The sequence below is a fragment of the Cyclobacterium qasimii M12-11B genome (assembly GCF_000427295.1).
Lineage (GTDB): Bacteria > Bacteroidota > Bacteroidia > Cytophagales > Cyclobacteriaceae > Cyclobacterium > Cyclobacterium qasimii.
Genome location: NZ_ATNM01000029.1, coordinates 1 through 23,351 on the forward strand (window position 1 = coordinate 1; position 23,351 = coordinate 23,351).

The 23,351-nt window shown below is 40.3% G+C and carries 17 protein-coding genes and 2 pseudogenes; 9 read left to right on the forward strand and 10 right to left on the reverse strand.

The features are described from left to right. Positions 1–219, forward strand: a 219-nt coding sequence (locus ADICYQ_RS28110; RefSeq protein WP_235114307.1) for a hypothetical protein, incomplete at its 5' end; no start/stop codon positions are given. A gap of 196 nt (positions 220–415) precedes the next feature. Here the strand turns inward: ADICYQ_RS28110 and ADICYQ_RS02580 are convergent. After that, positions 416–3,190 (reverse strand): T9SS C-terminal target domain-containing protein, encoded by a 2,775-nt coding sequence (locus ADICYQ_RS02580; RefSeq protein ID WP_020890751.1) that lies wholly within the window; start codon positions 3,188–3,190, stop codon positions 416–418. Between the two features lie 492 nt (positions 3,191–3,682). Between ADICYQ_RS02580 and ADICYQ_RS02585 the strand changes: the two genes are divergently transcribed. The 7 genes and pseudogenes from ADICYQ_RS02585 to ADICYQ_RS26535 all read left to right on the forward strand — a co-directional run. After that, the gene (locus ADICYQ_RS02585) at positions 3,683–4,366 is read left to right on the forward strand and encodes a succinate dehydrogenase cytochrome b subunit (RefSeq protein ID WP_020890752.1); all 684 of its coding nucleotides are present in this window, start codon (positions 3,683–3,685) and stop codon (positions 4,364–4,366) included. A 46-nt stretch (positions 4,367–4,412) separates the two neighbouring features. Beyond that, entirely contained in the window at positions 4,413–6,347 is a 1,935-nt protein-coding gene (locus ADICYQ_RS02590) for a fumarate reductase/succinate dehydrogenase flavoprotein subunit (protein ID WP_020890753.1), read from the forward strand. Positions 6,348–6,376: 29 nt separating this feature from the next. Next, positions 6,377–7,126 carry a succinate dehydrogenase/fumarate reductase iron-sulfur subunit gene (locus tag ADICYQ_RS02595; protein ID WP_020890754.1) on the forward strand — a complete coding sequence of 250 codons (750 nt, stop codon included), beginning with the start codon at positions 6,377–6,379 and terminating at the stop codon, positions 7,124–7,126. A 160-nt stretch (positions 7,127–7,286) separates the two neighbouring features. Beyond that, a complete protein-coding gene (locus ADICYQ_RS02600) occupies positions 7,287–8,696 on the forward strand; it encodes a sodium:solute symporter family protein (protein WP_020890755.1) in 1,410 nt (469 codons plus the stop codon). 33 nt (positions 8,697–8,729) lie between these two features. Further along, the gene (locus tag ADICYQ_RS02605; protein WP_020890756.1) at positions 8,730–9,170 is read left to right on the forward strand and encodes a GNAT family N-acetyltransferase; all 441 of its coding nucleotides are present in this window, start codon (positions 8,730–8,732) and stop codon (positions 9,168–9,170) included. Between the two features lies 1 nt (position 9,171). Beyond that, entirely contained in the window at positions 9,172–10,242 is a 1,071-nt protein-coding gene (locus ADICYQ_RS02610; RefSeq protein WP_040414192.1) for an alanine racemase, read from the forward strand. Between the two features lie 272 nt (positions 10,243–10,514). Further along, positions 10,515–10,903 (forward strand): annotated as a pseudogene (locus ADICYQ_RS26535) (porin family protein); the annotation flags it as partial. A 165-nt stretch (positions 10,904–11,068) separates the two neighbouring features. On the opposite strand, the gene ADICYQ_RS02620 reads toward ADICYQ_RS26535, so the two are convergent. The 5 genes from ADICYQ_RS02620 to truA form a co-directional block, all read right to left on the reverse strand. Continuing rightward, positions 11,069–11,950 (reverse strand): carbohydrate kinase family protein, encoded by an 882-nt coding sequence (locus ADICYQ_RS02620; RefSeq protein WP_020890759.1) that lies wholly within the window; start codon positions 11,948–11,950, stop codon positions 11,069–11,071. Beyond that, entirely contained in the window at positions 11,943–13,286 is a 1,344-nt protein-coding gene (locus ADICYQ_RS02625; protein ID WP_020890760.1) for a sugar porter family MFS transporter, read from the reverse strand. Before ADICYQ_RS02625 ends, ADICYQ_RS02620 begins: the two co-directional genes overlap by 8 nt. A 366-nt stretch (positions 13,287–13,652) precedes the next feature. Next, entirely contained in the window at positions 13,653–14,114 is a 462-nt protein-coding gene (locus tag ADICYQ_RS02630) for a hypothetical protein (protein ID WP_020890761.1), read from the reverse strand. 759 nt (positions 14,115–14,873) lie between these two features. Further along, positions 14,874–15,389 carry a DUF4494 domain-containing protein gene (locus tag ADICYQ_RS02635; RefSeq protein WP_020890762.1) on the reverse strand — a complete coding sequence of 172 codons (516 nt, stop codon included), beginning with the start codon at positions 15,387–15,389 and terminating at the stop codon, positions 14,874–14,876. Positions 15,390–15,597: 208 nt separating this feature from the next. Continuing rightward, on the reverse strand, positions 15,598–16,365 hold the full coding sequence (gene truA / locus ADICYQ_RS02640) for a tRNA pseudouridine(38-40) synthase TruA (RefSeq protein WP_235114332.1): 768 nt from the start codon (positions 16,363–16,365) through the stop codon (positions 15,598–15,600). Between the two features lie 275 nt (positions 16,366–16,640). On the opposite strand from truA, the gene ADICYQ_RS02645 reads away from it, so the two are divergent. After that, positions 16,641–18,149 (forward strand): sulfatase family protein, encoded by a 1,509-nt coding sequence (locus tag ADICYQ_RS02645; protein WP_020890765.1) that lies wholly within the window; start codon positions 16,641–16,643, stop codon positions 18,147–18,149. A 135-nt stretch (positions 18,150–18,284) separates the two neighbouring features. On the opposite strand, the gene ADICYQ_RS02650 is transcribed toward ADICYQ_RS02645, so the two are convergent. From ADICYQ_RS02650 to ADICYQ_RS02665, 4 genes and pseudogenes are all read right to left on the reverse strand, one after another. Continuing rightward, positions 18,285–18,644 carry a four helix bundle protein gene (locus ADICYQ_RS02650; RefSeq protein WP_020890766.1) on the reverse strand — a complete coding sequence of 120 codons (360 nt, stop codon included), beginning with the start codon at positions 18,642–18,644 and terminating at the stop codon, positions 18,285–18,287. Positions 18,645–18,791: 147 nt separating this feature from the next. Continuing rightward, a pseudogene (locus ADICYQ_RS02655) lies at positions 18,792–20,137 on the reverse strand (enolase C-terminal domain-like protein). Positions 20,138–20,194: 57 nt separating this feature from the next. After that, positions 20,195–21,442 carry a galactonate dehydratase gene (gene dgoD, locus ADICYQ_RS02660; RefSeq protein ID WP_081652270.1) on the reverse strand — a complete coding sequence of 416 codons (1,248 nt, stop codon included), beginning with the start codon at positions 21,440–21,442 and terminating at the stop codon, positions 20,195–20,197. A gap of 366 nt (positions 21,443–21,808) precedes the next feature. Further along, positions 21,809–23,347, reverse strand: a complete 1,539-nt coding sequence (locus ADICYQ_RS02665; protein WP_040414198.1) for a SusD/RagB family nutrient-binding outer membrane lipoprotein — start codon at positions 23,345–23,347, stop codon at positions 21,809–21,811. Positions 23,348–23,351: the final 4 nt, after the last annotated feature.

The window sequence follows — 23,351 nt, forward strand, 5'->3', positions numbered from 1 at the left end:
ATATGGGGATTGCATCGCCACGCTTCGTCATTGCGAGGAGGTACGACGAAGCAATCTACTTTTATTACATGGATTGCTTCGGGACTTCTAGTAATCGATAAAGCATTACAATCCTTATTGTCCCTCGCAATGCCGCGTGGAGTCCAATTGCGGAATAGTTTCAGGATTTTACACCACGATTCGTCACTGTCAGGATGGAGATTAAGCAGACTGTTTTGATATGGGATTGCATCGCCACGCTACGTCATTGCGAGGAGGTACGACGAAGCAATCTTGGCCATAACAAAGATTGCTTCGGGACTACTGTGTATCGAATAAGAATAAAATCCTTTTTGCCCCTCGCAATGACGGGTTTATTTAGGTGGCGAAATTCTTTTGACCAAAAGCGATTCTCTTTTGACCGTTAGCTTATTTTTTATTTTAAGAGTTGTACCGTTCCTTTGATTTTTTTCTGCCTTAGATTTTCATCCATGACATCGAAAATAACGATGGCCTCATAATAATAAGTGCTCGCTGGAAGCTCATTTCCATTTTGATCTTTTCCGTCCCAATTGATGTAAATGTCTCTCTCGGTTGCTTGAGCACTATTGTATTCGTGAACCAATACGCCCCATCTATTATAAATTTTAATAGCAACCGCTTCTACAAATCTTGGACATTTGACATATGGATTGTCAAAAGCTTGGAAAGTTTCATTTACATTGTCTCCGTTAGGTGTAAAGACATTCGGTAGCTCATAGTAGGGGCAATTGTCTATACAAACAATATTGCTTGGCGCGCTTTCGTTGCCGGAACGGTCGATGGCTGTGATGTAATAGCAGCCTTTTAAATCGGTTAAGCCATCTATTCTCGTTTCATTATTGATGACAGAAACATCTTTGACAAAGTTAAAGGTGCCTTCTTCTCCGGTTTCTGAAAAATAAATTTTATAGCCATTCAACTCTGTATCACAGTTCCCAGAGAAGTCTGGTACCCAGCTTAAGTCATGGTAGAAATCACTGAAATTGCAGGGCTTATCTGCAAGGAATGCCTGGCAATCGGGGCCTTCATAGGAAAGTACCGGAGGGCAAGGCAATCTGTCATCATCAGGTTTTGCACAGACGATTTGAGACTTATTCGCCAGAGGATATTCCAAAATATCTAAATTGTAATCTCCATTGGTGATCACATAGTAACAATATTCTTTATCCGTATCCAGAGGAATGCCATTGTGACTTCCATCATCCAGGAAAACAAAACCAGCCTGAGTCACATCTACCTCACCTATCAATACAAAATTGTCTGTATCATTGGCACCAGGGTCTGTTCTGTTCCGGTATACCAAGTGAGGGTATTTTGCCACTTCATTGTTCCAGGAAACAGCAAATTCCCAATTTAATTCGATGGACTCATTGATAATAGTAGGGTCTAAGCGAACTGAAGACGCTGTATTTGAGGAATCTGTGATTACTCCCTGAGACAAGAGGATTACTTGGTAATTATAAACCAGGTTCTCAGTGTTTATATTAGTGTCTGTAAATATCGTGTCACTCGTTGTAATTAATGAAGTACGGTCGTTTGTTCCTGTAAATCCCTGACTTCGAATTAATTCATAAGTGTACGGTCCAGGGTATAAGACAGGATCAATGTCGTAAGGAGGGGTCCACTTCACTAAAATCTCGCCCTCGTCAGTGCTGGTTTTCTCCACACTGACATTGGTGATAAGTGGCACGTCTACATCTATTGTAATACATATTTCATCCGAAACATAACTTTCTCCACTTCTAGGAGCAGGGAAGGCAGCCACTAACCTGTAGCAATATGTGTTTCCTGGGCTTAATCCCATATTGTCATTATTGTCAACAAAAGAGACCACGTCCATATTGGTGGTGCCCACCAATTCATATCCCGGTCTAATCCCTGTTTCGCAAGAGTCCGGCTCATAATTGTCACTGTTAACCCTACGCCAAACCTGCATGGTTTCTGCTGTGTTCGCACAGGCATAAGGATCCCACTCTATTACTGCTGAACGTCCCTGCTGTTGTTCAATATTAAAGAAACTAGGTGGTGGAGCCACTACTGTAATGTTCCAGGTTTTAATGTCTACTAAAGAAGGTCCGGAATCCGGGTCATCTGCTATTCGAACCCTCACTTGGTATGTACGGGCCCTCACATGGCTACAAACTGTTTGCCAATCGAAATTAACGATACCTGGGGAGGATTGAAAAATGGAAATAGGATTGTAGGTAGCTGGAGATGAGGTGATTTCTATCGGGTCACCAAAAACTTCGATTTTAATAGGGTCACCATCAGGATCCATTCCTTGGAAAATCTCCGTTATATCTGTACCCGCCTCGACGCAAATGTCATCAGGCATAATCAATTCAGGTCTTCGATTGTCTGTGTTTTCTATGATAATTTGCATGTCACGCAAAACATAGCCGATTCTGGTCCATTCTCCTGCAACCAGGCGCCACTCTTCTATTCGAAAGGCCACATTGTATTGACCAGCTATACCAGGAGCATCCCAAATAAGGTCTCCGGTGACAGGGTCTAATTCCAATATTGCTGGTGTGGTACCATCTTGTTTGGTAAAGCTAAATTCACCTGAAGCAGGGCTACGGTAATTGTTTACCTGTCGCTGAAAGGCTTGTTTTGGAATGTCCAACACATAAGCCAAACTGTCTCCATCAGGATCATAAGCTCCGGGATTATGAATGTAAGTTTGATTGACCGCTCCATTGTCTACTGGTGCAATGGTTAGGACAGGAGAATTATTGACGCCCAGAAAGGGGTCAATATTTATCATGGTTTCAATATAAAATGGAGTGTCAACAGATTGATCCATGTTCAATGTGTTCGCATTCCGGTTAAATTCCATAAACCTAATGGTATAGGTTCCTGGCCCTTGAAAAGTATGGGTGATTACAAATGTGTTTTTTTCAATGTCATTTCCGAGATTCTCGGTGCTGGTAATGTCACTTTCCGTATTCAATATCTCAGACCTGCCATCGCCAAAGTCGATTTCACCTGGGCCAAAAATGACAGATGAACGGGTGTCAGTATAACCTACAACAGTGATTTTGTAAGTCAATGTTTGGGTAGAGACCCTTTCAGCAATGATCTCTCCTGCTCTAATATGGGTGGCATAAGAGGAGACAGAGCTCAGCATTAAAGCCATCAAGCCCAATAGAAAATAGCAATATTTCATATTATGGTTTATTTCAGCGGGTTGCCCTATTAAAGTTTGCATGAATCAGCTCCGTATCGCTAAGATACATCGGATCAAATTCTTGCTCCTAAGAACAAAACGTTTTTATTTTTCAATGGTTACCCTAAATTATAGCTTTATAGCGAATTTCTCATTTTCTGTAGTATTTTATTATCGATTAGTTTTACCCCTAAGCCCTCTCAAAGATGTTTTTTAATAAAAACAACAAAGGAATAGAAGGGAGAAACAAACTTTTTATTTTCTAACCGGTTCTAATCTAGCTTAATGAATATTTTTTTTCATTCAGGTAGGAAGGAGATCATAAACAAAAAGGTACAGACTAAGTTTAATCAATGGTATAGGTAATTTAATGGTAAATTATTTAGAACTATTTAAAATAAGATGATTGACAGTTGTTTGATTGTTTGCTATTGATTACAAATGTAAATTTGGCGTCAATACAAAGATCAAACCGTAATAACGAAAAATTATATGAGTTGGGTATCTAAAACCTTAAATAGTACGCTGGGCAAAAAATTAATAATGGCCCTTACGGGAATTTTTCTTATTTTGTTTCTAGTAGTTCACCTTGCTGGAAACTTGCAATTAATTTTGCCAGATGATGGAAAATCCTTTAATGTTTATGCTGAGACAATGGCGTCGAATCCATTGATCAGAATTGTTTCAATTTTAAATTTCGGGTTTATCCTTCTGCATGCTGTGTATGCTGCGATCCTTACCCGTCATAACAAAAAATCCAGGCCGATTGGTTATGCTGTATCGAAAGCTTCAGAGAATAGCTCTTGGAGCTCCAGAAGCATGGGGATTTTAGGAACTTTGATCCTTATCTTTCTTTTGGTTCACCTAAGAGGGTTTTGGTACGAGTTAAAGTTTGGAGAGGTGCCAATTGTTACCTATGATGGCGTAAGCTACAAAGATACCTTTGCCATTGTTTCAGCTGCTTACCAGAATATATTTTATGTTATTTTCTATGTAGTGAGTATGGGGGTTTTAGCTTTTCACCTGGCCCATGGTTTTTCCAGTGCTTTTCAAACCTTAGGGATCAATCATAAAAAATACACCCCTTTTATCAAAAAATTAGGATTGGCATTTGCCATCATAGTTCCTGCATTATTTGCATTGATTCCCATTATAATGTTTATACAGGGAAGCTAAGGAGACTAAAATTAAGAAATTAAAGGGAAATTAAATTTGAATATTGATGAAACTTGATTCAAAAATACCCAATGGTCCTTTGGCTGAAAAATGGACCAATCATAAGTTTAACGTTAAATTGGTCAATCCGGCCAATAAAAGAAAATACAATATTATAGTAGTGGGTACTGGCTTGGCTGGTGCTTCTGCTGCGGCCTCACTTGCAGAACTTGGTTATAATGTCCAGGCTTTCTGCTTTCAGGATAGCCCAAGGAGAGCGCATTCTATTGCTGCTCAAGGAGGGATTAATGCCGCAAAGAATTATCAAAATGACGGTGACTCTGTTTACCGACTGTTTTATGACACCATTAAAGGAGGCGATTATCGCTCCAGAGAAGGTAACGTTTATCGTTTAGCTCAAGTATCAGTGAATATTATTGATCAGTGCGTTGCTCAGGGAGTACCGTTTGCTAGAGAATATGGAGGCTTACTTGCCAATAGGTCTTTTGGTGGTGCACAAGTTTCAAGAACTTTCTATGCCAGGGGACAAACTGGACAACAATTGCTATTGGGTGCTTATTCTGCACTTAGCAGACAGGTAGCCAATGGTAAGGTGAAACTGTATCCAAGAACAGAAATGATGGATGTAGTTACTATTGATGGAAAAGCAAAAGGGATTGTTACCCGAAATTTAATTACAGGCGCCATAGAGTCTCATAGTGGAGATGCTGTATTGCTTTGTACTGGAGGTTATGGAAATGTTTTCTTCCTTTCAACCAATGCAATGGGGTCCAATGTGACTGCAGCTTGGAGAGCACATAAGAAAGGTGCCTATTTTAGCAATCCTTGTTACACCCAGATACACCCTACTTGTATTCCGGTTTCAGGTGATCACCAGTCTAAGCTAACACTTATGTCTGAATCCCTAAGGAACGATGGCAGGGTATGGGTACCTAAAACAATACCAACAGCTGAAAAATTAAGGAAAAAGGAAATAGCCCCTAAAGACATCAAAGATGAGGACAGGGATTATTACCTGGAAACAAAATATCCATCCTTTGGTAATTTGGTACCAAGAGATGTTGCTTCTCGAAATGCGAAGTACGTTTGTGATGAAGGAAGAGGAGTAAATGAAACAGGTGAAGCAGTATTCCTTGATTTCAGGGATGCCATTTTGAGAGATGGTGAAGACGCTGTGAGAGGTAAATATGGCAACTTGTTTGACATGTATGAGAAAATCACCGGTGAAAATCCTTATAAAACGCCAATGAAAATATATCCAGCTGTCCATTATACTATGGGTGGACTTTGGGTAGATTATAACTTGATGACTAATGTACCAGGATTGTACGCACTTGGGGAAGCCAATTTCTCCGACCACGGTGCAAACAGATTGGGAGCCTCTGCACTTATGCAAGGTTTAGCAGATGGTTACTTTGTCATCCCTTATACTTTGGGAGATTATTTGGCAAGCCATCCTAATGGTAAAATTTCAGTAGATCATCCGGAGTTTAAAAAATGTGAGGATGAAGTGAAAGCCAAGGTGCAACAATTGTTGACCATCAATGGTAATAAAACAGTCGATCATTTCCATAAAAAATTGGGTAAGATCATGTGGAATTATTGTGGAATGGCCAGAAACGCTGCAGGTCTTACCAAGGCGAAAGAAATGATCAAAGAGCTTAAGAAGGAATTCTGGTCCGATGTTAAAGTTTTAGGAACTGGAGAAGAACTTAATCTTTCTTTAGAGAAAGCACACAGGGTTGCAGATTTTCTGGAACTAGGTGAGTTAATGGTAGTTGATGCACTGCATAGAGAAGAGTCTTGTGGTGGTCATTTCAGAGATGAGCACCAGACTCCTGAAGGAGAAGCTTTGCGGGATGATGAGAATTTCGCTTATGTTGCCGCCTGGGAGTTTGCAGGTGAAGGGAAAGAAGAAGTCTTGAATAAAGAAGAGCTTGTTTTTGAAAATGTTAAGCTTACACAGAGAAGCTACAAATAATTGATTGAACCTATAAAATTCATCATAATATGAATCTTACATTAAAAGTGTGGAGGCAGAAAAACCCATCTGATAAAGGGGGCTTTAAAGATTATACATTAAGTGGAATTTCTTCAGACATGTCTTTCTTGGAAATGTTAGACGTTTTGAATGAAGACCTTTCAGAAAAAGGAGATGATCCTGTTCATTTTGATCATGATTGTAGGGAAGGAATATGTGGCATGTGTTCCTTATATATCAATGGACAACCTCATGGACCAACTCAAACGACTACTTGTCAATTGCACATGCGTTCTTTTAAGGATGGAGATACCATTACTATAGAACCTTGGAGAGCAAGTTCTTTTCCAATTATCAAAGATTTGGTAGTAGACAGAAGTTCATTTGACCGTATCATCCAGTCTGGGGGATATGTTTCAGTGAACACTGGTGGTGTTCCTGATGCCAATGAGATTCCTATTCCAAAGATAATTGCAGATGAAGCTTTTGATTCTGCTACTTGTATTGGTTGTGGAGCTTGTGTAGCTGCTTGTAAAAATGCTTCTGCCATGTTGTTTGTTTCTGCTAAGATTTCTCAGTTGGCTTTATTGCCGCAAGGAAAGGTAGAGAAACGAGGACGTGCAGAGAAAATGGTCGCCCAGATGGATGATGAAGGATTTGGTGCTTGTACAAATACAGGTGCTTGTTCTGCGGAGTGTCCTAAAGGGATAGACTTAAGTAATATCGCTAGAATGAATAGAGAATATTTTGCTGCTTCTCTTAGTACGGAGGAACATTAAAACTTACTTCAAACATAATTAAAGACCGGATTTCCGGTCTTTTTTTTTGCCATACCCCATAGGTTTAATAAAGCTTGGTAGGTAGTTCTAGTGGTGAACATTAGGTTTTACGATATTTTTTATTATTTATGGCTAGCAATTAATCAAAAAATTAAATTAAATGGAGCTTATAGACTTATCTATTTTTATTGTCTACATGATATTTATGCTTGGTGTAGGCTTTTACTTTATGAGAAAAAACACCGGTCAGGATGACTATTATGTAGGTGGGAGGAATATCGGAAGTTGGCATATTGGGCTTTCTGTTGTAGCAACTGATGTAGGAGGTGGTTTTTCAGTAGGACTTGGTGGATTAGGTTTTGTGATGGGGCTTTCCGGTAGCTGGATGCTGTTTACCGGTCTTTTGGGAGCCTGGATTGCTGCAGTATTTTTGATTCCGAAAGTAAAATCGAATCCAGCATTTGAAAAGTTTTATACTTTGCCACAAATTTTCCAACACCTGTTTGACAAGAAAGTAGGGATTGCGGCTGCCGTAATTTCCTTCGTCGGATACCTTGGATTTACCTCTTCCCAATTACTTGCTGGGGCAAAGCTTGCTTCTGGAACCTTTCCTACTCTTGACTTGAACACGGCCCTGCTAATTATGGGCATCATAGCAGTCATTTACACAGTATTGGGAGGCCTCAAAGCAGTTATATATACCGATACCATCCAATGGATCGTGCTGATGATGGGGTTTATATTTATTGGGTTGCCGATTTCTTATTACCACGTAGGTGGCTGGGAAGTAATTAGGGCCACGCTTCCTGATGAATATTTTTCATTGACCAATTTAAGGTGGCAGGATCTTGCCAACTGGGGGATAACTATTTTACCGATTTGGTTTGTGGGAATGACGCTATACCAACGGATATTTGCGAGTGCAGATGTGAAATCAGCCAAGAAAGCATGGTTTATAGCAGGTTTGTTCGAATGGCCTATAATGGCCTTTATGGGTGTTTCCTTAGGCCTATTGGCCAAAGTAGCTTTTGAGCAGGGGTTGATCGTAGGAAGTCTTGAAAGCCTGGATCCAGAAATGGGACTGCCTATTTTGTTAAGTACCGTTTTGCCTCCTGGCATTATGGGGCTGATGATGTCCGCTTATTTTTCAGCGGTACTTTCTACCGCTGACTCTTGTCTGATGGCCGCTTCTGGAAACCTTACCACGGATTTATTTGGGAAGTTCTTAAAATCCAAAGATGATAAGTTTGTCATGCGGGTGAGTCAGCTCTTTACTTTGCTCATTGGAGTGATAGCATTGGTCATCGCTTTACAAATGACGAATGTGCTTGAGCTTATGTTGTATTCATATGCTTTCATGGTATCAGGTCTCTTTGTTCCCATCATTGCAGGTTTATTTTGGAACATGCGCTCACCTCATGCTGCCTTGGCATCCATGATTGTGGGTGGCGTTACTACTGCTGCATTGTCTTTATTGGAGCTTTCTCTGCCATTTGGTCTTGATCCTAACTTTTTTGGGGTTTTTGCATCTCTAGCAGTGTTTTTGCTTGTATATAAGATTGATAAATGAACAGTTAATATTTAATTAAATTAAAAATTATAAATGTTTACCTTAGAAACACTATCGGCTATTGACAATGCTACCTATTTGCAAAAACTTGAAATTGCTGACTTTTTATTTGAGCACCTTGATCAATATGGTGACCCTAAAGAGGATATCATGCGGTGCCTCGATTATGCACTAGATCAAGCTGCGGATAAAGGTGGTTTTTCAGTTTTGGCTAGAGAAGAAGGGAAGGTAGTAGGCGTTGTGGTGGTCAACAAGACAGGGATGTCTGGTTATATTCCCGAAAACATTATTGTATACATTGCTGTAGATGCATCGCAAAGAGGCAAAGGCATGGGGAAAAAGTTAATGCAAACAGCTATAGATATGGCGCATGGTGATGTTGCGCTTCATGTGGAGCCTGATAATCCGGCGAAAATTCTCTACGAAAAATTAGGCTTTGAGAATAAATACTTGGAAATGAGGTTGAAAAGATAATATGGCGTTCTTAAATCTATACAGGGATAAGCTCAAAGCTAATTTTGAGTTTCTGAAAAATGAGTTTGAAGTCAATGACGTTTCATGGGGTATAGTGTCGAAAATTCTTTGCGGTAATCGAATGTACCTACAGGAGTTGATCAACATGGGGACCAATGAAATCCATGATTCACGAATTAGTAACCTGGCAAAAGTAAAAGAATTAAACCCAGATGTTCAGACGGTTTATATAAAACCACCGTCAAAAAGAAATCTTGGTGATGTGGTAAGGTATGCAGACGTCAGTCTTAATAGTGAATTGAATACCATCAGATGGATTAGTGATGAAGCTGTAAAGCAGGATAGATGGCATAAAATTATTATTATGGTGGAGACCGGTGACCTCCGTGAAGGGGTGATGGGAGACCATCTGCTTGATTTCTATGCCAAGGTGTTCGAATTGCCAAACATTGAAGTTATTGGGCTTGGCACCAATTTGAACTGCTTAAATGGGGTGCTTCCCTCTGCAGATAAATTGATTCAGCTTTCTCTTTACAAGCAGATCATTGAGCTTAAATTCAATAAAAAGATTCCTTGGGTATCTGCAGGCACTTCGGTTACCATCCCACTTATGCTTCGCAAGCAATTGCCTAAGGGTGTGAACCACTTTAGAATTGGCGAAACACTTTATTTCGGTGTGGATTTGGTTGAAGAAAAAACCATTGAGGGCATGCACAGCAATGTCTTTGAATTGTTTGCTGAGATCATCGAAATGCAGGAAAAGCCATTGCTCCCAACAGGTACTTTGGCAGCAAATCCCCAAGGTGAAGTATTGGAAATCGATACCTCTCTTTATGGGCAATCCTCTTTTCGCGCCATACTGGATTTAGGTCTTCTGGATGTTGATCCCAAATACCTTATTCCTGATGATGGTGCCTTTGAAATCTTAGGCGCAAGTTCTGATATGATTATTATTAATTTGGGTGAAAACCCCAAAAATTATAAGGTAGGGGACTTGATTAAATTCCAGTTGAAATACATGGGCGCCCTAGCCATTCTTAATTCTAGTTATATAGAAAAGAGAGTCGTTTAATAGTGCTTTCCTTTAATTTTTTTGAGATGGTGTCATTTCAGTCTTATTTGTTGCTTCAGGGCTCAGTAGAAAAATTGCTTCTACTGAGCTTTGATAGCAAAAAAGGAAAGTAAGAATTTTGAACACGCGAATTCTCAAAGTACTTTTTTTGCTTGTATTTTCATAAGGTTTACAACAATGATTTTTTTTGGACCAAAGAAGCATGTGTACATCCAAGGCGTTACCAGATAGTTTTTAGCGCATTAATTCTTTTCTTTCCAGGTTTTGAACCCCGATTTTTTATTGAGCCAGGACTGTATTACGCTGTTAAGGGGACTTAAAATGATGATGTGGAAATTCCAGAGCTGTTTTAAATTATGTGGATTTACCTATCTTATTTAGAATTTATGCCACCGATGGAGTGAATTTATTTTTCGGTCCTCAGGCTTCCGTTCTTTTGGGATCGAGTTTTGAAGCAGATGCGTTAGAAAATACTTATGGCTGGGATACAGACAATATTAGTGATTTTGATGCAGCTGTGGTTGTAGGTGTTGGGTATAATTTACCAAAGGGCTTTAACCTTCAAGCAAGCTATAATTTTGGGATTAATCCTGTTTTTAAAGATTCAGAGGCATCGGTTTACAATAGAGGATTTAAATTGTCCGCAGGGATAAGCTTCTAATCTTGTATAAAAACCTTTAGATGTATTGCTAGGGTTGTTAAAAGGCCTTTTACAGTGGCTTTGCTTACTTCCAGAAGACCTATAAATAAAATCCCCCGGAACAGGGTATGTGTTCCGGGGGATTTTATTATACTTAGCAATAGAGGGCCTATTGCCATGGTTGCTTTAAATGCTTTTTATAGCCTCTATGTCTTCATCTTTATATTGAGGTGTACCACCATTAAAAGTTGCCACCAATGCGCCTAGAGCGCAAGCAAAGTCAAGTATTTTCTCTGGAGATTCTTTGGCGAGGTACTTGCTGATAAATCCAGCGAGAAAGGCATCACCAGATCCCACAGTATCCTGTACTTCTACAGGATAACCTGGGTGATTGATGAACTCTCCGTCTTGATATATAGCGGCACCTTTGCTTCCTAAAGTTATACAGACCAATTCAAATGAAAATAGCTCGCTCAGTTTTTCCAGTGCGGCTTCCATTTGACTAGGCAAATCATAAAAATCTGCCAGTAATGTAAGTTCATCTTCATTTATCTTCAATATATCCGCCTTGGTCATTAGGCGATCGAGTAGATCGGCGGTGTAATATGGCGGGCGAAGATTGATGTCCAGAATTTTTAAAGCTGGAGCCTCCAAAAGTTTGAAAAGCGTTTCCATGCTTTCTTCATTCCTGGCTGCTAGTGAACCAAAAACGATCGCGTCTACATTTCTTGCTGCCTTGTCTATCTCTTCAGACCATTGAATATGGTCCCAAGCTACAGGTTTTACGATTTCATATTTGATATTCTCTTTGTCCTGGTTGTCTACCAAAACACTTCCTGTAGGAAATTCCTTGTCTACCTGGATTAAATCGTGATTGAGACCATATTTCTCGGTAAAAGCGAGCAATTTACGTCCCGGTTTATCATCTCCTACTTTAGAGATCATTTTTACATCCAAGCCAAGATGTTGCAAGTGTAAAGCCACATTCATAGGTGCGCCTCCGGCAATGCTTTCCTTAGGAAATACATCCCACAACATTTCACCAAAGCAGATTATTTTTTTAACCATTGTCTTTTACAAATTCTTTTTGAATTTCTTCAAGTGATCGTCCTTTTGTTTCCGGCATTTTAACAAATACCCAGATAAATTGAAGTACCATCATCACAGCAAAGAAGCCAAAGATGACCATAGGTCCAAATTGATTGGCCATAAGTGGGAAAATATTAGCTACTATTGCGGCAAGTATCCAATGCGTAAAACATCCCATGGACTGACCATGCGCTCTGAGCTCATTAGGGAATATTTCTGAAATGAATACCCAAATGACAGCGCCTTGTCCCACAGCATGGGAGGCAATAAACATAAAGACAAATATTGGCAAAAAGGAACTGTTGATATCCGCTCCGGAAAATGAATAAGCAATTAGGAGTAAGGAAATAATATACCCGACTGAGCCAATGTACATAAGTTTTTTTCTACCAATTCTATCGATTAGAAAGAGCCCTAACATGGTGGCAACTATATTGACTACACCTATACCTACTGTCGATAAAAGAGCACTTTCTGCACTTATACCGGCCATGTCAAAAATTCTAGGAGCAAAGTAAATGATGGCGTTAATCCCTGAAAGTTGATTAAACAAGGCGATGAAAATAGCCAGCATGGTTATTTTGATGTACTTCTTGTTGAACAAAGCCATAAAACCTACTTGTAGTTTGTTTTCCTTTTTCTCTTCCAATGCAAGTCTTACTGCTTCTTCTACACCTTCAGGATCTGTTCTTTTTAGAATTTTTTCGGCATTTTCAAAATCCCCTTTTTTAGCAATCAACCACCTAGGGCTTTGAGGTACTCTCATTACCAATATAGTGTAAATAAAAGCTGGAATGGCTTCCATGCCCAACATCCACCTCCAACTATTTTCTTCAAGATTCAAATCAATAAGGTAGTTGGATAAATAGGCCATCAATATACCAAAGACCAGGTTGAATTGGTACAAGGCCACCAATTGCCCCCTATTCTTGGCAGGCGAAATTTCACTGATATACATTGGAGCAACCACTGAGGATGCTCCTACACCAAGGCCACCGATAAAACGGAAGGCCATAAAGGAATATATTTCTGGAGCGATAGCGGAACCGACAGCAGATATGAAGAAGAGTATCCCAATCCAAATAAGGGATTTTTTTCTACCGAATTTGTCTGCAGGGATGCCTCCAAATAAGGCGCCAATAACAGTACCGTACAATGCGATAGCGATGGCCAAGCCATGACTCCAATCGCTTAATGACCATAGTTCTTGAATCTGTCTTTCTGCTCCTGAGATAACAGCAGTATCGAATCCAAATAAAAAACCTCCCAGCGCAGCTACGAGAGAGAGAAACAGGACATAACTATTGATTTTCATAGATTATCTGGGTGTGAATTTTTTTAAATCTAAAAAGTTATGGGCTTTTTAAAAAATTTATCCCGAATTTAAATTGCAATGACAACACATAATGCTAAATGATAAGCGTTGATAGGGATTAACGGAGTTGTTCTGTCACACTTCTGGATTGTTTAATATTGCGGTAAAACAAGCATAGACAGGTGTTTTAAAATTCCAGTCTTTTAGGTGTTCCTGCTTTTTAACACTTTGCTTAATGAAAAAATTATCATCATTTGATGACTAGTCGAGCTTTAGGTAGAATATGTTTATTATTGAAAAGTTTGAACCAGTTTTCTTTATTGGTCAACAAAAATGCTGCGAAAACGATTAACCTAACTTATGTGATCAGTACCTGTAACCTAAATGAATTCGATAGTAAAACTGAAACTGCATCAACATGTCAGCTTTTATCCGTTTTTGTTGCAGATCGTTTCCATCTAGTTCACTGAATGGGCTATAAATAAAGGTGGCTTCAAAGCCTATATCAGCATCAGATTTTAAATCTTTAAATGCACCTATTCGAAAAGGAATGTATACGCCGGCGTCAGAAGCAGGGTAGCTTTCTGTGCGTCTTCTTGTGTCATTTAGAATTAATTTTTCATCCGTTCGCTTAGAGTAGAAATACCCTAATCCCAATCCTGTGTAAACTTTTATCAAGGAAGGTATATAGCCACTTAAGTTTGGGTTGATGTGGTATATTGGCATTACATCTCCATAGAACACACTGCCTGAAAAGGCATGTGGTTGATTTGATTCAGCGATTAGATCGATTTGTTCTTGATTGTAGTGATCACCACTGTTTATCATTTGCCAGCCAAGGGTTCCTTTTACATCAAAAAAAGGAGTTATTTTTTTTGGTAATCGACTGAAAGTGCCGGTAAAACTTTGAACTTGAATTTACTATGAACACCTGTGTTGTCTCCATACATAAATGACGGCCCAATACCAATGCCAAGCCGGTCTGTGCGATTATCTTGGGAAAAAACTGGATTTAATGATAATAAAAAGATACAAACTAATATGGATAGCGTGCTTTTCATGTTATAAAATTTCCTGTTATGTAATTGACAAGTTAGTGATAACTTATTAATATATAAAGTAAAACGCATTTCGTATTTAATAAAAACTACTTTGGTTTAATTATTGGCTATTAATCCTGTACTTACGAAATTTAGAAGGAAACCAGATCACCATAGATCTTATTTTACTAAGGGGTTAAATTTTAACAAATAATCAGTTTAAATATTAGAGGTATGTAATAAGGTTTTATCGCTTCTTTAGACAGGGCTTCTTCATTAGCAGGGTTTCGGATGAAGTTTTAACGATAAAAACACTGAGAGGATTTGGAGGTCATATCCCTGAAAAAAAGCCATAAAAAAACCGAGATGGATTTACTCCATCTCGGGTAATGATATATAATTTCGCGGACCCAGAATGTAGGTTCGGCTTGAATTTTTATTATCAAATAAAGACCAGGCGATTCAAAACCTATAGCCCAACATTGTTTGTGATAGGTTAGATTAAGAAGTGATTCGCTGATTTTAGGGGAGTAAACCTTTTTTAGGTTTAGTTTTCCTCTATATTCTCACTTTCATTTTCGACTTCAGCTAAAGGCTTCAGATTATCTGGAATGGCAGGATTTAACTCTTCATCGTCTTTCTCGTAAGGGAAAATTTCAACAATTTGGCTTTCAGAAATGTCTGGAACATTAAAGCTTACCAGCATATTGTTCAAACTTTCGTAGATACGTTCGTATGCCTCCTTGACATTGTGAGCGGTCACCAGCATGTATTGGGTTACCTTTTTCTCTTTGCCACTGTCAGCGTCGGCGATGATATAGGTGATTTTACATTTATGCCAAACATCCACATCCTCGAAGAAAAAGACATCTACGATATTGCTTTTACTGATGCTTGTAACCTGAAAATCTCCCCTGATGACACTGCCCAGCATGTCATATATCCTGGCTTCAGCCTCTGTAAAGGATACTGCATCTACTAGGTATTGTTCTGAGACATTTTTGAGAAGTCCCTCCTCATTTTCTTTGGCGTACTTTACCTTACACAAAAACCATGTTCTCATAATGTATTGCTTCTTATCGATGAAGTTACGAAGGTAATCTGAAATCCTAAAAACAAAAAAACCTTTGGAAGAAATCAAACAAATTTGAGAGAATTAATTCTTTTAGGTTTAGAGTGCTACTCCTGTTGTCTTAAAGTCTTTCTTTTAGGTAGTGTTTGTGGTTAATGTGTAAGTGTCTGTTTTACTGTCGTATAAGTGAAGTCCCGATTTAAAATAAGTCATCGGTGAAAGAGACATTCTCCAAAACCAGGCCATTCGCAGGTGCTTTTCCACACAATGGTGTTTTCAAAGGACTCTCCAGTGCATTTTGAATTTCTGATAGACTAATTTCACCTTTTCCCAACATTAAAAGTGCTGCAGCCATTCTTCTAACTTGATGCATAAGAAAGCCGTCTCCAATTACCTTGAATACCATGATGTCATTTTTAGGTAAAAAAACATAGCCTTCAGGTGGCTTTTCAATTTTGGAGTGAGTGATATTTCTTACGAAGTCATCGGTGTTTTTACCCTGGGTGCAGAATCTCCTGAAATCATGCTTTCCTTCAAATAGGGATGCTCCCTCTTCCATGATTTTTAAATCTACCTCCAATCCGGCATAGGCTACTGAGCCTGCAAACATGGGGTGGGGCTTTTCGCCAATAGCAAAATAATACCCATAGCTTTTATGGGCAACATCTTGGATGATGTTAAAAGCATAAGTGGATTGGTGACCACTCAATATTTTAATGTCAGAAGGTAAATTCTCATTCAAAGCGTTGATATAATCTTCTGGGTTAATTGGCTGGGGTAAGAATAATTCAAAGGCGCCATACAGGCATGAAACGCCCGTATCTGTGCGGCTCGAGCCTAAAATGTTGAAGTCTTCATGTTGCAGCACATAGCGGAAGGTCCTTTCTAGCGTTCCCTGAATGGTTTTCACTCCTTTTTGCACTTGCCAGCCATGGTATCGGATACCTAAGTATTGCAATCTGAACACGTATTTAAAGGGCTTTGTCTGCATGGTGCAAAGCTATAAATTGAAGGATAAATTGCCAACTATGTCTGGGAATGGATTGTTTTTTATTGGCAAAGTCTTCCAGTTAAAGCTAAATGCCAGGTTATTTTTTTATCTTGGTTTCTGATAATGAACCATGTTTGGCCTTCCTTTTTTTTAAGAAAATCAGCATTTACAAAAGCAATGACAGTGAATTGTCCAGATTGTGAATGTTTAGAAGGAAGGCTACTAACCCGTAAATAAATAACCTAAAGAAAATGTACACCAAAAGAGGCAAAATAATTTTTGCAGCAATTTATCTGCTCTTATCCATCTCAGTGGCTCACGCTTTTCAGGGAACTTCCGAAAAACCCAATATTTTATTTATCCTGACGGACGATCAGGCACAATGGGCTTTTGGAGCCTCGGGGGATCCCAATGCATTCACTCCAAATTTAGATGATTTAGCGACTAAAGGAGTGACTTTTCGCAATGCCTTTACCACCACCCCGGTGTGTAGCCCGTCCCGTACCAGCATTATGACAGGTAGGTATGCCAGTGAATACAACATTCTGGATTTTATTGTAAGTCCAACCCACAGTAAGTTGAAATATGACCCAAATGTAAATGCCGGCCTTGATCCACAAAGCATCACATTTGCTGAGATGTTGCAAAAAGCTGGGTATGATACTGGGCTTGTCGGTAAATGGCATTTGGGGGACTGGACAACTAAAGAGGGAGAAAAGTACCACCCTAAAAACCATGGGTTTGATTATTTCATGGGTCTTCCAGGTGGTGGGACAAGCCCTGAGAATCCAGAATTGGAATTAAATGGGAAGTTGGAAATCATAAAAGGTTTGACGACAGATATATTGGCCGATCAGGCCATTGCATTTATTGAGGAGTCAAGAAATGCCCCTTTTCTTTTGTGTTTCAACACCCGGGCACCTCATTCTCAGTGGTTGCCTGTTGCGGATGAGGATTGGGCACCATTCCAAAATATGGATCCAATAATACCCAATCCGAATTATCCCGATCTGGACATTGATAAAACAAAAAGAAAGATGAGAGAGTACTTGGCAAGTACAGCAGGTATGGATAGAAATGTGGGAAGGCTCATGGCATCGCTTGAGGAGACAGGTATCATTGACAATACCATCGTTGTTTTTCTATCCGATCATGGCTACAATATGGGGCATAATGGCATAGAACATAAAGGCAATGGGAAATGGATCACCAAGAGCATACCCGCTGAGACCGAAAACATTAATGAAGGCTATCGGCCTAATTTGTACGACAACTCCCTTAAGATTCCTGCCATCGTTTATTGGAAAGGAGTTGCTCAGGCAGGGGCAATCATAAATGAAACCATTTCTGTTCTTGATATTTATCCTACCCTCCTTGAAATGGCTGGAGTTGGGCTTCCTTCTGTAGAGGACCATGTATTAAGAGGGCGAAGTCTTGTGCCTTTGATTAAGGGGGAAAAGATTACTGATTGGGACAATGATTTTTATTCTGAGTATAGTATGGTTAATTATGCTACCTCATTTTTAAGAAGCTACAGAACACCCGAGTGGAAGCTCGTCAGAGACTTTATGGATCCCAAGCGCGATGAATTGTATCATATCGCCCTTGATCCTGAAGAGAACATAAACCTTATTCATGATTCTAGTAACGAAGTACGTGAAATCATTGATTCCCTTCACCAAAAAATCCTAACCAAAATGCAAGAGATAAACGATCCTTTATTGGGAGAGGTAGCGATGAATAGGGAGTATTTTAGGTAGGGGGCTTATGTAACGGGTTTGAAACTATGTGGAACTAGAGAGATGGAGAGATGTGGTGATGTAGTGATCTGTGATGTGGTGATGTGGTGATGGAGTGAAGTGATATTTATCCTCGTTAATCTATCACCGATCCTTTTACCGTTGCAATTTCTTCTTATAGGCTGCCATTACCTTTAAAATTTCTTCGGCTTCTTTATAGCAATCTGTCATTTTTTCTTTGGAAATAAATCCTGCATCTGTAAGCATTTCTATCCAGAACAAGGTTTCATCGGCCTCTTCAACGACTATACATAGTTTGGAGAAACGTTCCTTTTCAGACCTGGCCCTGCAGACTGCTCTGAAATTTGCAGCGGTGGAGGTTGCTGATCTAATCAATTGTTTTCTTATTGTGCCTAATGCATCACTGTACTTGAGTTCACCCAATAAGGTTATTACCTGCAATGCCAGAGTCTTGGTGCGGTTTCTGAATAGCTCATTGAATTCGTCTTGCTTCATAGCAATATAGATGTGATGTTGTGATCGAGTGATGTTGTGATCTGTGATGAAGTGATCGAGTGATGTGGTGAGGTAGTGATATTTATTCTCCTTACCCTATCACCGATCACTTTATCACCCAATCACAGATCACCACATACCTTCTCCTTAAGGCCTAATAATCGTTCCATCAAACTTCCTTACAGTCCATCTCGAATTGGTGTGCATGGGGTATTTGGCGGCCAGCTTTTCATTGATGTCAACGCCTAAACCTGGGACTTCATTGACCCACATATAGCCGTCCTTCATGGTAGGTGATCCAGGGAAAATCTCTCTGGATAGATCCGAAATATTGGCGGCTTCTTGAATGCCGAAATTCCAGATGGCTAGGTCAATATGTGCATTGGCTGCATGACCTACAGGTGAAACGTCTCCTGGGCCATGCCAGGCAGTTTTAACGCCATAAAATTCACCTAGCCGCGCAACTTTCATCGCAGGAGTGATCCCGCCAATCTGGGAAATATGAATTCGGATATAATCGAACAAACGATTGGTCATTGGCTCCTTGAACTCATTGATGTTGTTAAACAATTCCCCCATGGCCAAAGGAACAGTAGTGGCATTCCTCAATTGCTTGAACCATTCCATTTGCTCCGGAGAGAAGGGGTCTTCAATAAAGAAAGGATTGTAAGGCTCCACACTTTTAATGACATTGATGGCGTCCATGGGGTCCAATCTTTCATGAATGTCATGCAATAGCTCTACTTCTTCGCCGCATTGCCTTCTTACAGTTTCAAAAAGCTTGGGAACATCCTTTCTGTATTTCCCTTGATCCATGTATTGGTCAGTATCACGGGCAAAACCTTGCTTTTTAAAGTCCGGTTCGCCGGAGATCCCCGCACCACCATAGCCGCCTTGCTGAATTCTTACATAACGGTAACCTTCCTCCATATAAGAAGAAACTTGGTTTGCGGCTTCCTCTGCCGTGTTGCCGCTGGCGTGGGTGTAACAAGGGACGGCGAACCTGCATTTACCCCCTAACAATTGATAGGTAGGCATGTTGGCACGTTTGCCCTTGATGTCCCATAAGGCCTGGTCAATTCCACTGATGGCGTTGTTGAGCACTGGGCCATTGCGCCAATAAGAACTTACAAAAACGGACTGCCACATGTCCTCAATATTGTCAACATCCTTGCCCACACAGAAGTCCTTAAGGTATTTTTCTATTGCGGTGATCACCGCAAAGGCCCTTTGGGTAAATGTGGCACAACCCAGTCCGTAAAGGCCAGGTTCGGAGGTTTCTACTTTTATTACAATCAGGTTGGAACTATGCGGGGCAAGGCCTATGGCTTTTACATTGGTAATTGTCAAAGGGGGAAGTCCATTGAGGTAGGCCGGTTTTTCTTTTCTGTTTCAGCCATGGCTTTAGGAAGTACGCCTAGCATACCTGCCATTGTCCCTAATCCCAATCCTTTGAGTAAGTTTCTTCTGGTGTTGTTTTCTTTTACTTTCATTGTTTATTGACTATATGATTTATTGTTATTTTGTTACTTTCTATTATTTGGAAAACGCTACCAGTCCACTACTGATCCATCCCTTGGGTCATAAGATTGAGGATTGGTCCAATCGTGTCCTAATTTGTCTTGCAGGGCATCCTCGTCTAGCTCTATGCCTAATCCTGGCCCTTTGGGAATCAATACCGTTCCGTCAGACTCAAGTTTAAAAGGTGTTTTTAAGTAGCCTTCTCCCAATGAAACCTGCTCCTGTACCAGGAAGTTGGGTACGCTCGCTGCCAAATGAAGGCCGCAGGCAAGCGAAATAGGGCCCATAGGATTGTGTGGTGCAATGGCGGCATAATAAGCTTCTGCCATGCCGGCAATCAATCTTCCCTCTGTCAAGCCGCCCGCATGACAAAGATCCGGCTGAACAATGCTTGCTGCACCTTTTTCTAAAATTTCCCGAAAACCCCATTTTGTAAAGATTCTTTCTCCAGTAGCGATAGGCAAATGGGTTCCTCTGGCAATTTCTGCCATCACATCTACATTCTGGGCCTGGCAGGGTTCTTCAATGAACATGGGTTGGTATTGTTCCAATTCTTTGATGAGCACCTTGGCAGTTTGTGGAGAGATGGAGCCATGAAAATCTATGCCTATGTCCATTTCCGGCCCTCCAGCTTCACGGAGGGAAGCGAAATTGTCCGAAGCATATTGGATAAAAGCGGGGTTCTCAACTATCCTTGCGGGCTGTTTCTTTGCAACGCCGGTTTTGATGACGGTATAGCCTTCCTGCTTCCTCTTTTTCATGTCTTCCGCATTGGAAGCACGGCCGTAAATCCTAACCCGGTCTCTCGTTGGTCCTCCAAAAAGCTCATAGACAGGCACACCGAGTAACTTGCCTTTGATGTCCCACAATGCATGGTCTATACCGCTAAGTGCAGACGTCAGGATGGGGCCACCTCTATAAAAGGCATGCCTGTAGATTGCCTGCCAATGATGGACGACATGTCTTGGGTCTTTGCCAATCAGGTAAGGTTCTAATTCTTTTATAGCAGTTTGTATAGTGAGTGCGCGGCCTTCCAGTAAAGGTTCTCCCAAGCCTACAACTCCAGCATCTGTATGGATTTTGAGGAATATCCAGCGTGGTTTTACCAGAAAGGTTTCTAATTTAGTAATCCTTACTTCTCCCGCTTTAAAGTTTGTAGGGGTAGGTTTTTCAGCATAAGAAGAAAGTGGAAGCAGTAAACTTGTCCCCGCTAGCCCAAGTACAGATTGGATGGCGTTTCTCCTTGTTACAAGGCCTGTGGGTGGTTTTCGCTTGATGTTTTTTCGGTTTTTTTCATGGGTTATCTGGTTATTGTATATTTCTTGATTGTTTCTTTCTTCCGATTGGATTTGAAGTAATTCAGCAATTCTGGCTGTTGGGGGATTGAATTTGGTATCCTTTCTCCAGTGGGATTGGATCTACTTGGCGCATTATTGAAAAGTCCAACATTGTTATTTGTTACGATTTGGTGGTTAACTGGTATACTTAGGTAAAATTCTTTGCTTGGTAAATTTCAAATAGTAAAAAGAAAGCTAGAATTTAATACACAAATTAAAGTATTAAAAGCCTTCTGTAGAATTTGTTTGAGATTTTTGATAAAGGAAAAGTACCTGTCCAGAAATAAAGACAGGTACTTCTCACTTTTAGGGTTGGTCCCACCAAACCCTTCGGTCCAGGTTGTTGGGTCCTTGTCTGCTTATTGCCTCCTGTAGATTGGAGCGGTTTACGACGGTTTCTGAATCAGGATAAGGCATGCTTCTGATAAAGTCGCCAGTGATTTCAGACCCGGAATAGGGGTTTGCGTCTAAAGTAGGGTACCCACTTCTTCTAAAATTGGCAAATAACTCTGATCCATCCAGAAAAGAAGAAATCCAGTATTCTGTATTGATCTGTTCCAAAGCCATCTCATCTTCTAGCGGGTGGTTGGCAATATAGCTTGCTGCTGCCTGCTCTGAAACCGTAGCGTCCAGGTCATAAGTGGCCATTTGTTCCATGTTGGCCTTGATTCCTTCTTCATAATAAGTCGTTGCATCTCCTTGCACCCAACCCCTTATAGCTGCTTCTGCAAGCAGTAATTGGGTTTGGGAGTAAGTGAGGAAAAACTGGGGAGAATCTACTTTTAGAACAGTGTAAATATTTGCCTGGGAAAAGTCCCAGAGGCTAACTACCCCATTTTCGGCCAATACACTATTGATGGATACGTCATCGTGACCCATGGGCATGCCTATTTGTAAATCTGGATCCCGGGTTATTCTGTCTATTGTTTGACTAGGGCCATTCGTGGCGCCTACATGTCTGATGGCAATAGATTCCAGTCTTGGATCTTCATTGGTTTTGAGGTGATTTACAAATGGCTCGGTGAGGTAATAGTTTGCCTTTTCTCTTGCTCCCAAATGCACGCCTATGTAATTGTTGAAGACAGAAGTGTTGCGAAGGATAGCGTTTTCCTCATTGGAGGTAATTAGACCACCCATCACTGCTTTTGTAACATAAGATTCCGCTGTGGAGGGGGCGACTTTGGTAAGTCGCATGGCCGCACGCAACATCAAAGAATAACCGAATTTTTTCCATTTTAAAGGATCTCCACCGTATAGTATTTCACTTGTGGAAGATGGTTTGGAAGGGTCTAGTCCTGCAGTGGCTTCTTCCAGTTCCTTCAAAATATCCATATAAATCGTTTCCTGGCTATCGTATTTTGGTGAAACGATTTGTTCTATGAAACCTTTGGCCCCTTCAAAATAAGGAATGTCTCCATAATTATCTGTCAATACCATGAACGCATAGGCTTTCCAAATCCTCGCTGAATGGTATAAATTGGTGTTGTCAGGATTTTCCTTGCTTTTCTCTACAGCATCCACGGTGTTTTTCAACACGTTTTGGTAAGTGTTTTGCCAAATATGTTGTGAAATGCCCAGGTTTAACTGGTTGTAATTGGCTCCGGCAAGAGAACTACCAAAAGGCGTGATTATTTGTTGTACAATTCCGAAATTATAGGACAGGTCCTGCAAGGCAATTACCCCATCTCTGTAGCGCATGTCAAGGATCCCTTGATTGAGCAGGAACAACGGATTCAAAGTGGTAGGATCAACCAGGTTGGTATTGATTTCATCAAATTTATCATCACAACTGAAAAATCCCACTGCCATAATTAGGCTCAAAAGGTATTTTGTTAGCTTTTTCATGGTT